Consider the following 12,272-nt stretch of genomic DNA (forward strand, 5'->3'; position numbering starts at 1 on the left):
TTAGTCGAGCTGAACTTTCACGTTCATGGGCTGCTTAAGCTCGAAGATCTTCTTGTCCTGAGCTTCCACCAAAGGATCGAACTGCGGGATCTCCACAGCGTTGTTGCCCTGTTCGTGCTTCCGAAACAGGTAGAGATACGTTTCGTTCTGAGGACGATAACGATCGAAGAAGAGCTGGTTCTTTCGCAAGATCGCCTCACGAAGTTCTTCCGCACGATCAGTGAGCGGGGCAGCCGGAACATCGACACCTTCGGCCCACTGCTTGGCGGTCGCCGTCACTTTAGGCTGGTCGTCGAGCTGGAGCGAATGCTCTCCTTCGTTCAGGAAATGTATCGCGTAAGTGATCGTGTTCTGATTGTCGGCCAGGGGCGAACGAGGATAAGGAATCGGCATCGCAACCGCTTTGCCCCCTTCCAATTCACTGGCAGGATTTGCCGTCGTCAGCGATCGCTTCGGCGAAAGCCCTATCCGTGAGGTCATCACCGGTGCGAGCTTCCAGTAGCCATAGCCAGTCAGGTGCAAGCCGTTGTCGGTGAGAAACGCAGGATCGCCCGACTCTTGTGGCTTATACCCAGAGACCGCCTTGCTCGCGTTGACGAACGGATGTCCCCGGTCGTAGGCAATTTCGGAGATCGCCTTCGAGTAGAGTTCAACATTCTGGTTGTACTGCTCGGGATTCGGCAGAGGCTCGCCAAGGTTTTCCATCGGCAGCGGCAGGATCATCACGATTCGCTTAGTTCGCTTTTCGAGTTCGTCGAGCAGCTTGCCGTAGTTCGCCTTGAAAGCCTCCAACCCTTTCTCACCTTCGAATGCTTCGTTGGTGCCGTAGCAAACGAAGATCACCGTTGGGTTCACCAGATCAAGCGACTTGGTTAGATGCGACCAGCCTTCTTGCTGATTGCCAAACCGGGCTCGGGCAATACCGGTGGCCGTATCACCACTCCAACCCAGATTGCGGATGCTGAAGTTGGTTTCGGGTAGCGACAACTGCAGCGCAAGCTCGAAGTAGCCATACTGCTGTTCGCGTTCGATGAAGGTGCCACCAACCAGAGCGATCCGGTCACCATCGTGGATTTCGTATGGCGTGGGGGTACCAACCGAGCCGAATTGGGCCAGTGCCGAAGTAACTGACAAGCAGGCGAAGACGATCCCCATGCAGAAGGGGGCGAACCTAGGGTTCGAGAAGCAGCGAATCACGGGCAGCTCCAGATCTGAGCGATTGAAAGGTTGGAAAGGCAGGCTTTAGGGGAGAACCGCTTAGTTTAGCCCGCTCGTATCGGAACTTCCAGCTAGGCAACCATTCGACGCGGTTTTAAGGAAATCTTATACCCCTTTACCCCAATCCGACCCTTTTCCGTGCAATCCTGTTAATATAATTGGTTGCTTCGGGCTGCCTGGGGAGCTCCTTGTCAATTGTTCCCTCCCGCGCTTCATGGTTGCCTGGTAGACATCGGAAATTTTCGGAGCCCCACATGCTGTTGAGTTCCTGCCCGCGTTGTCACGATTCGATACGTATTCCTACGGCGGCGACCGAGATGTCGGTCATTCGTTGCCCTCGTTGCAGCGAACAATTCCCGTTAGGCGAGATCATCAATCAGCTTCCCCCGGAAGCCGAGATCATTTCGGGTCCTGGCTCGGAAGTGAAGCTGGTCTTTCCGAACGAGCCGAGCGACGGCTCGGAATACGCGTTGGTCGACAACAACGAGGCACCGCGTACCGACTTTCAGTTCAAAGATTCTGGCCCGATGGCCAGTTCGCCTCCGATGGCGAAGATCGACTCGAATCGTCCGCCGCGACGGCCCAAGCGTCCCGAGCCGAATGTTGCGATCGAGTTCGTGAAAGTGATCGTGGGTGGTGTGGTCGGTCTTGGCCTGGCTCTCTTCGCCGTGATGTGGTTCATGCACAAAGATCCCATCGGGATCGTGAAGCAGCTTCCGGCTCAAGCCTACTTCATTGTGCCGCATGAACTGCGAACGCCGGACATGAAGACGCTCGCCAACAAAAATGGCGCCGAAGAAGAAGCTGCCGACGCGATGACACCAACCGTTCCGACGGAAACGATCCCGCTGGACAATCAGCCTCCTCAACACGGAGACGGGACGAACGAACCGGTCTCACGCAACGCACCAGCGGCCGAGAAGGAGGACGAAAGCCCTTTGGCAGCCGCCTTTCAGCAGCAAGTAAACGCCTCGAAGCAAGAGAAGCCCGCTCCCAAGCCTCGCGCCGCCAACAAACCTGCCAAGGTTGAACCGAAGGCCACGCCAAAGCCAATGGCAGAAGAACAACCCAAGGTCGAAGAGAAGCCGGAGGAAGAAACGCCTCCGATGATGACCGAAGCGGCCAAGCCGATGGTCGACCCCGAAGATGAAGAAGGGGAACCGACCGAACCTACGCCCATTGAGGCAGAAGTGATCGAAAAGATCACGCTCGCCAGCGAGGAACTCGGCGAGATCGGAGCTGAGATCCCGCCACATCCATCTGCCGAAACCACACCTATTGATGTGGGTAATGTTGACCTATCTCCGGTCGGTGATGGCGATAATTAGTCGCGAACTTCGGCGGCTTGACGCTCTGCGGATGGTTGTGAGCGATCTGATTTAAGATCTGATCGACCGCCGCAGCCAGGTCGTCGACAATGTTGGTCACCAAGGCAGCACCGGTGGCTTCTGCTTCGCGAAGCAATTCTTCTTCGGTCTGACGGCCGTAACCGGTTCGGACCAGAATGCCTCGGGCTCCGCAGTTCACCGCGGCCCGCAAGTCAGATCGCTTGTCGCCGACGACATAGGCCTGGCTCAGCGAGACATTTTCCTGAGCCGCTGCCGCGCTCAGCATCCCGATGCGAGGCTTGCGGCACTCGCAGTCCAGGGCATACTTCTTCACGATCGCAGCCGGGTGATGCGGGCAGTAATAGTACGCATCGACCGATGCCCCATGGTCTGCCAGCAGCTTGTCCATGTAGTTGTGGACGTCTTGCACGTCGTCTTCGGTGTAGTAACCGCGGGCAATCCCCGATTGGTTGGTCACCACAATCACTGGAATGCCAGCCTGATTCAGCCGAGCAATCGCTTCCGCCGCACCTGGAATGATGCGCAACTGGTGAGGCGATCCGAGGTATTTGACTTCCTCGTTGATCGTGCCGTCGCGGTCCAGAAAAACAGCCGGGCGACCGGGGCCAGTCCAGATTTTGGTATCAAGTGCCATGACAGCATTCCGTGGGCAGAAGCCAAGAGAGACCAGGTGAGGGGGGTGTTTGTACAATTTTCGTCGGCCGTACCCAAGGCCAATCTTAACTATGATTTGCCAGCGAATGGGGTATCCGGGGGGCTCGAAGAAGCTCAGTTTGGGCTAAAATGCCGTTCTCTGCCCTGAATTGTTGCCAGCATGTTTTCCGCAGGAATAGGCTCGAAGGACTGATGACGCAGGAAATTACGGCTCGCCTAATCGACCAGAACCTTAAGAACGGTCACCCTGAAATCGACTGGACCGATGCTTCGTGGCGCGAGGCTTACTCGGACCGCGATCTGGGCTGGCTCCAATTCAACAGTCGCGTGCTGCACGAAGCGCTCGATCCCCGCAATCCGGCACTCGAGCGGATCAAGTTCCTGGCCATCTTCACGTCGAACCTCGACGAGTTCTTCATGAAGCGTATTGGTCTGCTACGTACCCGTAGCCAGGCCGAACGCCTGAAGAACAAGGTGATCGGCCCCGTTCCGGTGCAGCAGCGATTGCAAGAGATGCGTCAGGTCATCCTGCCGATGCTATCAAAGCGAGCCCGTTGCTTCCGCCGCGATTTGAAGCCGCTGCTGGCAGAGCACAATATTCACCTGCTCGATTGGGAACAGCTTTCCGACTCGCAGCGTGAAAAAGCCAACCTCTATTTCAATCGGAACGTCTATCCAGCGCTAACGCCGCTGGCGCTCGACCCTGGGCATCCGTTCCCGTACATGTCGAACTTGTCGACGTCGCTCGGCTTCGTCCTGCGAGTTCCCGATTCGGAAGAAAACCTGTTTGCCCGCGTGAAGGTGCCCAACATCTTGCCACAGTGGATCCAGCTCGATTCCGAGATGGAAGAAGGGCGTTCGTACATTCGCCTGGCCGACCTGATCCATAACAATGCCGAGAAGCTCTTCCCCGGCATGACCATCATCGATTCGAGCCTCTTCCGGATTACACGAAACTCGGAAGTCGAAATCGAAGATGACGACGAATCGGAAAGCATCCGCACGATTGTCGCGGAAGAATTGCGTCAACGAAAGTTCGAGCCGGTGGTTCGCCTGGAACTGTCCGAGAATCCTAACCCGTGGGTTCGTTCGCTGCTGATGCATCAGTTCGAGCTCTCGGAAGATGACGTCTACGAATTCCAAGGCGAACTCGACTATGCCGGGATGTGGCCGCTCGCCTCGCTCGACATCAAAGAGCTTCGCGACGAACCGTGGAATCCAATCGTTCCCGCCGACCTGGCAGGGGAAGAAGCCGATATTTTCTCGGTCATCAAATCAGGCGACTTCCTGGTACATCATCCGTATGAAAGCTTCGACGCGAGTGTCGAGCAGTTCATTCGTGCGGCCGCTAACGATCCTAAAGTGATCGCGATCAAAATGACCGTGTATCGCGTTGGTGACGATACGCCGTTCGTGCGCAGCCTGATTCGCGCTGCCGAAACAGGCAAGCAGGTAGCTTGTTTGATCGAGCTGAAGGCCCGCTTCGATGAAGAACGCAACCTGCACTGGGCGAAAGAACTGGAAAAAATCGGCGCTCACGTCGTCTATGGCGTGCTGGGTCTGAAGACGCATACCAAGATCGCTTTGGTCGTGCGGCAAGAGTCGGACGGGATTCGCTGCTATGCCCATATCGGCACCGGCAACTATCACGTGAAGACCGCCCGGCTGTATACCGACTTGGGGCTGTTCACCTGCGATCCGATGCTGACCGACGACGTGGTCAACTTGTTCCACGCCCTGACCGGTCGCTCGCGAGAACCAAGCTTCCAGAAGCTTTTGGTCGCTCCGCCGAACATGCGCGATCAGTTCCTGGTCAAGATTCGTCGCGAGATCGAAAACAAAAAGGCAGGCAAACCGGCATTTATTGTCATCAAGGTCAACCAACTGGAAGACCCTGAAATGTGCCAGGCGATCGTCGCCGCTTCGCAAGCAGGCGTGAAGGTCGAGTGCATCGTCCGCGGCTTCTCGTGCTTGCGCGCCGGAATCCCCGGGCTGACCGAGAACGTCACGATCCGCAGCATCATTGGCCGCTTCCTCGAGCACTCGCGGATTTTCTTCTTCGCCAACGGTTCCGAAGATCCACTTGAAGGCGAGTTCTACATCGGTTCGGCCGACTGGATGCAGCGGAACCTGAGCAATCGCGTCGAAGCGGTCGCCCCGATCGAACTCCGTTCGCACAAGGAGCGTCTCTGGGAAATCCTCGACGTCGCCATGAAAGATCGCCGCCAGGCCTGGGTGATGACGCCGGACGGAGACTACGAGCAACTCATTCCCACCGAAGAAGATAGCGATATCGCCCGCCTGGGATCGCATCGCACGCTGATGTTGCTGTCCCAACAGCGTATCAAAGAACGCATCAAGTAATTGGCAGGGGTGCCAGAACCATTTGTGGCTTGTTACGTAAATGGCGATGTGTGAATAATTAGGTACCCCCACCACGACAGGAGTCCCCCCAGTCGAATCAGGAGCACGATCGATGCATGCATTGAAGAGCCTGACCCTTTGTTTTGGAATTGCTTTCCCACTGCAACTCGCCATCGCTGCGAACACGTTGCTGGCTCAAGCACCTCTCGAAGAGCGGGAAACGGTCTACGAAATTCAGCGTGACCAGCAGCTGAAAGTGGTCCCCGGTTCCGATACCACGCTGATCAACGATATTAAACATCGTACGACGCCCGTGATTCCTGAAGGGGAACTCGATCTGACGCCAGACGAGAAACGCAACATCTTCGTCTATGAAAAAGGGAACCGCGCCGTTGTTCATATCACGACGCGAAGTGTCCAGATCGACAACTTCTATCTGATGGAACGCCCGGCGGAAGGCTCTGGCAGTGGCAGCGTTCTCGACAAGCTTGGCTTGATCCTGACCAATTACCACGTCATCGAAGGGGCCCGTGAAATCCGGGCGACGCTTTTCAACGGCGAAAGCTACCCCGCCACGCTTGTTGGTCAGGACCCTGTTAACGACATTGCCGTGGTGAAGATCGATGCTCCGTCCGACCTGCTGCACCCGGTGCAGTTCGGCGACTCGTCACGACTACGCGTCGGCCAGAAGGTGTATGCCATCGGCAATCCTTTCGGTTTAGAGCGGACGATGACGATTGGCATCATTTCGAGCCTCAACCGCGTGCTGCCATCGCGGAGTGGACGAACCATGAAGTCAATCATTCAGATCGATGCCGCCTTGAATCGGGGTAACTCCGGCGGGCCGCTCTTCGACAGCAACGGCCGCTTGATCGGCATGAACACCGCCATCGCTTCCAGCACCGGCGAAAACACGGGCGTCGGCTTTGCGATCCCGGCTTCGGCGATTCAGCGCGTCGTGCCGCAGCTGCTCGAAAATGGACGTGTGATTCGGCCGGACATTGGCATCACGCGCGTCTATCAGACTGAACAAGGCTTGATGGTGGCGACCGTGGCTCAAGGTGGTCCTGCCGACCGAGCCGGAATCAAAGGCTTTCGCCTCGTCCGCGAACAGATCCAGCGTGGCCCATTCATTTACGAGCAGAGCCGACTCGATCGTAGCGAAGCCGACACGATCGTCGGTATCGACAATGTTCCCGTGCAGACCGCCGACGATCTGCTTTCGGCGATCGAGAACAACAAGCCGGGCGAGACGGTCGTGCTGAGCGTGATCCGCAAAGGAAAGAAGGTTGGCGTTCAAGTTGAACTGGCGGTTGGCGATTAAAGCCCTTCGCCGACTGGTTGAACGACCACGTCGCCCAGCGTCGTATTGTTCTTGATGAACTCCCGTGGGCTTCCTTCGCTCTGCAGCCAGACATCGAGAATGCCAGTTCCTGGCGTCAATTGCAGCGCGGCGACTGGCTGGCGTGGGTCTTCGATCTCGAAGGCCTGGACGTTCCCCATCCATTGCACCATCAGCGATTGGCCTGCTTCGGCGGGTTGATTGAGTCGAAGCTGCACCAGCATGGCATGCGGAACACTAACCTTCCAGCCCAAGGCGCGGTCTTGTTCGTAGTAGGCATCCTGGTAGCGGCACATCAGCGTCGATTCGGTGGCTTCCGAACCTAAGACGATCGGCGGCGTCTCGAAGTTGCGGGTCGCTTTCACATCCGCAAACCAGGCATTGTACGCTTCCGTCAACTGCTCGACCTTCTCCGGCATCGATGCCGCCAGGTCATTCGTTTCGCCAGGATCTTTCTGCAGATCGAACAACTGGATCCCGGTCCGCCGCTTCGGAGGAACTTCGTCGAGCTTCTCGAAACCGAAGCTACCGACATTCATCACCAGCTTGTACCGCTCGCCGAGCACCGCCGCGTTGTGATACGGCTCTGGCTGCAGCCCACGATGGACCTGGAAGAAAAGATTCCGCTCGCGCCACGCATCCCGCTTCCCTTGAAGCAGCGACCAGAAGCTGACGCCGTCTAAACGATTCGGCAAATCGGCCTTGGTTTGCGTCGCCTCGATCAGCGTCGGCAGCCAATCGATATGAGCCAGCCGAGTAGCCACTTTCTGGCCACCTTCCAACTGACTCGGCCACTGCACGAAGCAAGGAACGTGAATACCACCTTCCAGCACCATCGACTTCCGGCCGTTCAGGTCCCCGTTAAAACGGCTCTGCTGCGGCCCGTTGTCGGTCAAGAAGATCACGATCGTATTGTCGCGCAGCTTCAGTTCATCCAGTTTTGCGAGCAACCGGCCGAAGTTCTGATCGATGTTATCGACCATGGCGTACACCTTGGCGGTGGACTCGTCTTGCCCTTTCGCGGCATACCCTTTCCAGGCGGTCTCGTCGACAATCAGCGGCGTATGCGGGGCGTTGGTGGCGATGTAAGTAAAGAAAGGCTGGTCCTGATTCTGCTCGACAAATTGGATAGCCTCGGTGAAGAATATGTCGGTGCAGTAGCCTTTTGCCTGGACTGGCTGTCCGTCCTTCCACAACATCGGATCGAAGTAATCGTTCGGCTGATCGGGCGGCTGGGTAATTCCGCCTGACTTATGGATCAGGCTATGCTGGAAACCTTGATCCTGGGGGCGCATCGGATAGTTGTCGCCCAGATGCCATTTCCCAAAGACCCCGGTGACATAGTCCGCATCCTGAAAGACCTCGGCCATCGTCTTTTCGTCGCTGGCCATCCGAGCACCACCTCGGGAGGTGTGAATCACGCCGGTTCGATAGAAGTAGCGACCAGTCATCAGCGCCGCACGTGTCGGGGCGCAAACCGGGCTACAATAAAACTGCGTGAGCTGAACGCCCTGCTTCGCGAACTGATCGAGGTTCGGCGTTTGCACAATCGTGTTGCCATGCAAGCCAACATCGCCGTAACCTTGGTCGTCGGTCATTACCAGAATGACATTCGGACGAGCCTCGGCCTGGCAAACCTTGACGGTCGACAGCAGGGCACTCAAAACGACAAGAGAAAATGCGATACGAATCATCATGCAATAACCAATAGTTCTCATCCACGAACGTAACCGTGTCGAACCATTCTCTCGAATTCGCGAGCCTGTTTCCACGAAAAATCGGCTTGGATCGGTGCTTCCTATCCAAGCTTCATGCAAAGCGGATCCTATGCCACTGGAAGTAACCTACGAAAACGAGTCGTCCGATATTATCGAGGTTTTGCAGGGGATGTCGTGGACAGAGCGTCTGCAGGACTATTTCCGAGCCCTCACCCTGCTGACCATCTTATGGCCAATTGCCCTCTTGCTGGTGATCGTCCAGGAATGGTATTTCCTGATGCTACTGGGGGTTTTCGTCTTGATGGTGGGCGTGTTGCTGACCGGGATCTATATGTGGATGGTTGCTCGGCTGAAATACAAAGTCGCCGTCCCCCCTGGCAAACAAACGCTTCGTCTCTTTAACGACTACCTCGAATTCCAAGGCGATCGAGGTTGTTGCCGTCTACCGTGGAGCTATATCAAGCGGATCCGCATCTCGAAGAACTCGGTCGCGATCTATATCGAGTCGCTACGCGCCTACATCATCCCGCGGCGATACTTCGATTTCCCGGAAGCCGCCGAGGCGTTCGCCAACAAGGCGGAGGAACTGTTCCTCAAAGCTCAACAGCAGACGATGCCTCCTCCGACCTGGGAAGACTTTCATCGCGATTTCAAACTTGCCGAGTACAACCTGATCCAGGACGAAGTTCAATGGGAGAAGAATCTCTCATTGGAGTCTCGGCTGATCATCAATGGCCCCGACCCGGATGGCACCAATCCGATGCCAACGCCGGGCGGACTGGCGGTGCAGTTCATCTTTCCGGTGATCTTGATCGCGGCACTGATCGCCTTGAAGACGTTCGACTGGGACTCGCCCCGGTTGATCGGCACGCCATCGGAACCAACCTTCTTCTATTACTTCCTGCTGGTCCTGGCGACGTTCTTTATGTTGATCCTGGGGCAGCAGATCTCGAACTTCGTTCGATACTGGCGAGAACGAGCCCGGCAAGCGAAAAAGCCGAGACTGACGCGGATGTGGATCTATCGCGAAGGGATCGCGACATGGACGGAAGAAGGAGTCGGCCTCGACCAATGGGGGCTCTTCGGTCAAATTTCCGATGACCGCGAGGCGATGGTGTTTTACGATGCGAATCGCCAGATGTCCCAGATCATCCCCAAAGCGGTCATCAACAAGACTTCGCGTCCGGACGAACTGGTCGAACAGATTCATCGCCTGGTCGAAGAAGCGAACACGAACCAGGAAGAGATTGTGCTGGCCGAAGTGTCGGACAATCCATATCAGTCGCCATCCGCACAGTAGCCGCCTGGCTTACATCCGGGGCGAACTCCAACGGGCTCGTTGCTGCTGCTTTCGCTTGAGTACCGGATCGTTGGTCGTTAAGAGTTGCTCGACCAGTCGCTGGGCATCGTCCGCCAGATTGACGATGCGTGCTTCCCACATGGGATTGATGAGCGTGTTCTGGTCGAACAGCTCCGTCCCGAACGTATTCATCACCGCGCCGGCAATGTCGCGATTCATATCGGCATTGGCAGGCTCGTTGACCAACTGTGTGCCGAACGCCTCGATCGCCGATTCCAAAAGTAACGTCCACGAAGCGGTTTTGTGCGAAGAGCCCCGTTCCGATCGGATGTCGTTGCCAAACTCTCGAACCCGTTCCTGGTCGAAGCCGAAGCTGTTCACGTCGGTATCAGCGGCGATATACCCCAGCAACATGTCGGTCCAACGTTCGCTTCGTCGTCGCAGCCGGTTCAGCGGCACCATCATTGTCGCTTCGAGTCCTCGGCCATGCAGCAGTAAGTTCAAGGCTCGATTGCGAGCTTCCATGTGCCCGAGAAAGACACTGCGGGCCACCGGCTCGGCCACGTTCTTCATTTGAATACGGTCGTGGGCCACGCAGATCGAAATCCAGACTCGTGTCAGGATATCGCTGACCAAAATCTCTTCGATTACCGGCCGAGCCGCGTTCCAGAACCGTGGCAGATCGGAGACGCTGCCTGTTTCCAAAAGCTGCGAGTGCGTTTTCAGGCGGATCCCCCAGCGATCGAGGCGACACTTCGAGGCGATCCAGTATTGCTCCAAAGCAGTAGGACTATAGGTAACACGACCACGGAGATAGGCAGGGGCATGGATGGCAAGGTAGGCAGCAAGCTGGACATGTTCGCGGGCATGCATGGAGGAGTTACTTTACGTCTAGCAGTGTCTGGAGATCTTCTCAGGCGTCGCTAAAGCAACGTTTCCTGGCTCGCTATTCGAGCAATACTTCTAGAAGCAAAGAGGGTGCCAGACCGGCTGCCGGTGGCTGCAACAGACACGTAACCAACTTTCATAGCAGCACTTACAGTTTCTCGCCAACCTCTTCCCAGGGGCGTCCCAACCCAAAAGGGATGTTGCGGCAAGGCAACGTGTTGCCTTACCGCAACCTGAGATTAGGGATGGATTACCTCAAGTCCGCAAACGACGGATCGTAGGCCCGGGAGAAGTCTCATTCTCGACGAGGAGCAGGGCGTCGGCTTGTCGGCGCAACAAGGCCTCGCAGGCCGATCGAATCGGGAGCATCACTGGACCAAACGCTCACACGCCGAAGCTGGAAGGGATCAGACGTCCCGACTGGATTTCCCAGTAATAGCAATACATATCTTGTTTCTCACCGGCGACGAAGAACGACAGTTCGAGACGATTGGGATGAATGCTATTCAGACAGGTGGTGTTAAAGAGACGGTCTGGCGAGGGAACGTCGATCCGATGAAGTTCTTGGTGATCGAGCGTTTCGAGCAGAACCTGAACACCGGTGTTAGGACCTGACCGATTTCCGTTCGCCTCGAAGACATAGACGTTGTACGTGATGCCGCCGACCGACTCGATTTGAAACTCGGAATGCAGCTGATAACCTGCCTGGCAGAACTGCCCGTTGTGTCGGCGAAGCCATTCACCACCGCAATCGGCCAGACGCCTGATCGACGACTCGTAACAGAAACAAAAGGCGGCCAGCACGCAAACGATCAGTAGAATCGACTTGATTTGCTTCGACATGATCACCCCCCTGCCCAGCCAGAAGCCGCCTACCAGGATCAACTAGTTCGTTTACCGTAAGCTAATTCCCTAGAAGTGGCAAAATATTGGGCGAAAATTCTGACATCGGCCACCGATAGCTCTGATATCACGCCGCAAAGCAAGCACCGCAAATGTTGCCAAGAACCGGAAAGACCACGATTTACGATCGGGATTCGACCTTGAACCGATACTGCTTCCTCGTTATTAATCTCCAGCCCTTCGACGAACCCTCTCGGGATCCGTCAAATAGGACGAGACAGATTGCCAGATGGATCGGGCAATCTCGCCACCGCCAGAACGTAGAAATCACAAATCCATGCTGCGCGAAGAGTTACAACCGCTAGTTTTGCCGGAACTTGGTCTAGCCGACATCTTGGTGCGAACAAGCTTGTGGCTTGTTCCGCGTGGCTCTTTCGTTCGCGAAGGAGATCGCGTGCTGGAAGTTCTGGCCGGCGAAGTGACCTTCGATTTGGTCTCGCCGGCGACCGGGGTGCTGTGTGAAACCAGCACCGAAGAAGACGACATCGTCTCCGAGGGTCAAGTCCTCGGAAAGATTCGCGTTGGGGCGTAAGCAG

10 protein-coding genes are annotated in these 12,272 nt (G+C 56.3%); 5 read left to right on the forward strand and 5 right to left on the reverse strand.

What is annotated here, in order from left to right:
* The gene (locus tag AB1L30_RS18690) at positions 1–1,197 is read right to left on the reverse strand and encodes an SGNH/GDSL hydrolase family protein (RefSeq protein WP_367014900.1); all 1,197 of its coding nucleotides are present in this window, start codon (positions 1,195–1,197) and stop codon (positions 1–3) included.
* Positions 1,198–1,472: 275 nt separating this feature from the next.
* On the opposite strand from AB1L30_RS18690, the gene AB1L30_RS18695 reads away from it, so the two are divergent.
* A complete protein-coding gene (locus tag AB1L30_RS18695) occupies positions 1,473–2,546 on the forward strand; it encodes a hypothetical protein (RefSeq protein ID WP_367014901.1) in 1,074 nt (357 codons plus the stop codon).
* Here the strand turns inward: AB1L30_RS18695 and gmhB are convergent.
* Positions 2,494–3,201 carry a D-glycero-beta-D-manno-heptose 1,7-bisphosphate 7-phosphatase gene (gmhB, locus tag AB1L30_RS18700; protein ID WP_367014902.1) on the reverse strand — a complete coding sequence of 236 codons (708 nt, stop codon included), beginning with the start codon at positions 3,199–3,201 and terminating at the stop codon, positions 2,494–2,496. The two genes, AB1L30_RS18695 and gmhB, sit on opposite strands and share 53 nt — an antisense overlap.
* Before the next feature lie 212 nt (positions 3,202–3,413).
* On the opposite strand from gmhB, the gene ppk1 reads away from it, so the two are divergent.
* Entirely contained in the window at positions 3,414–5,585 is a 2,172-nt protein-coding gene (ppk1, locus tag AB1L30_RS18705; RefSeq protein WP_367014903.1) for a polyphosphate kinase 1, read from the forward strand.
* A gap of 112 nt (positions 5,586–5,697) precedes the next feature.
* Complete coding sequence (locus AB1L30_RS18710; RefSeq protein ID WP_367014904.1) at positions 5,698–6,909, forward strand: trypsin-like peptidase domain-containing protein; 1,212 nt, start codon at positions 5,698–5,700, stop codon at positions 6,907–6,909.
* Here AB1L30_RS18710 and AB1L30_RS18715 read toward each other — a convergent pair.
* Positions 6,906–8,624 (reverse strand): arylsulfatase, encoded by a 1,719-nt coding sequence (locus AB1L30_RS18715; RefSeq protein ID WP_367014905.1) that lies wholly within the window; start codon positions 8,622–8,624, stop codon positions 6,906–6,908. The genes AB1L30_RS18710 and AB1L30_RS18715 overlap by 4 nt on opposite strands.
* 130 nt (positions 8,625–8,754) lie before the next feature.
* On the opposite strand from AB1L30_RS18715, the gene AB1L30_RS18720 reads away from it, so the two are divergent.
* Positions 8,755–9,945: a YcxB family protein gene (locus AB1L30_RS18720; RefSeq protein ID WP_367014906.1), complete on the forward strand. Its 1,191-nt coding sequence runs from the start codon at positions 8,755–8,757 to the stop codon at positions 9,943–9,945.
* 9 nt (positions 9,946–9,954) lie between these two features.
* Here AB1L30_RS18720 and AB1L30_RS18725 read toward each other — a convergent pair whose 3' ends face one another.
* Both AB1L30_RS18725 and AB1L30_RS18730 read right to left on the reverse strand, forming a co-directional pair.
* Positions 9,955–10,818, reverse strand: a complete 864-nt coding sequence (locus AB1L30_RS18725) for a hypothetical protein (RefSeq protein WP_367014907.1) — start codon at positions 10,816–10,818, stop codon at positions 9,955–9,957.
* A 399-nt stretch (positions 10,819–11,217) separates the two neighbouring features.
* Entirely contained in the window at positions 11,218–11,676 is a 459-nt protein-coding gene (locus tag AB1L30_RS18730) for a hypothetical protein (RefSeq protein WP_367014908.1), read from the reverse strand.
* Positions 11,677–12,013: 337 nt separating this feature from the next.
* On the opposite strand from AB1L30_RS18730, the gene AB1L30_RS18735 reads away from it, so the two are divergent.
* Complete coding sequence (locus AB1L30_RS18735; protein WP_345090490.1) at positions 12,014–12,268, forward strand: lipoyl domain-containing protein; 255 nt, start codon at positions 12,014–12,016, stop codon at positions 12,266–12,268.
* Positions 12,269–12,272: the final 4 nt, after the last annotated feature.

The organism is Bremerella sp. JC817 (assembly GCF_040718835.1).
Lineage (GTDB): Bacteria > Planctomycetota > Planctomycetia > Pirellulales > Pirellulaceae > Bremerella.

Excerpts from the sequence above, each read along its gene's own strand:
- AB1L30_RS18695 (WP_367014901.1), top strand. The coding sequence starts at position 1,473 with ATGCTGTTGAGTTCCTGCCCGCGTTGTCACGATTCGATACGTATTCCT.
- gmhB (WP_367014902.1), bottom strand. The coding sequence starts at position 3,201 with ATGGCACTTGATACCAAAATCTGGACTGGCCCCGGTCGCCCGGCTGTT.
- ppk1 (WP_367014903.1), top strand. The coding sequence starts at position 3,414 with ATGACGCAGGAAATTACGGCTCGCCTAATCGACCAGAACCTTAAGAAC.
- AB1L30_RS18710 (WP_367014904.1), top strand. The coding sequence starts at position 5,698 with ATGCATGCATTGAAGAGCCTGACCCTTTGTTTTGGAATTGCTTTCCCA.
- AB1L30_RS18715 (WP_367014905.1), bottom strand. The coding sequence starts at position 8,624 with ATGATGATTCGTATCGCATTTTCTCTTGTCGTTTTGAGTGCCCTGCTG.
- AB1L30_RS18720 (WP_367014906.1), top strand. The coding sequence starts at position 8,755 with ATGCCACTGGAAGTAACCTACGAAAACGAGTCGTCCGATATTATCGAG.
- AB1L30_RS18725 (WP_367014907.1), bottom strand. The coding sequence starts at position 10,818 with ATGCATGCCCGCGAACATGTCCAGCTTGCTGCCTACCTTGCCATCCAT.
- AB1L30_RS18730 (WP_367014908.1), bottom strand. The coding sequence starts at position 11,676 with ATGTCGAAGCAAATCAAGTCGATTCTACTGATCGTTTGCGTGCTGGCC.
- AB1L30_RS18735 (WP_345090490.1), top strand. The coding sequence starts at position 12,014 with ATGCTGCGCGAAGAGTTACAACCGCTAGTTTTGCCGGAACTTGGTCTA.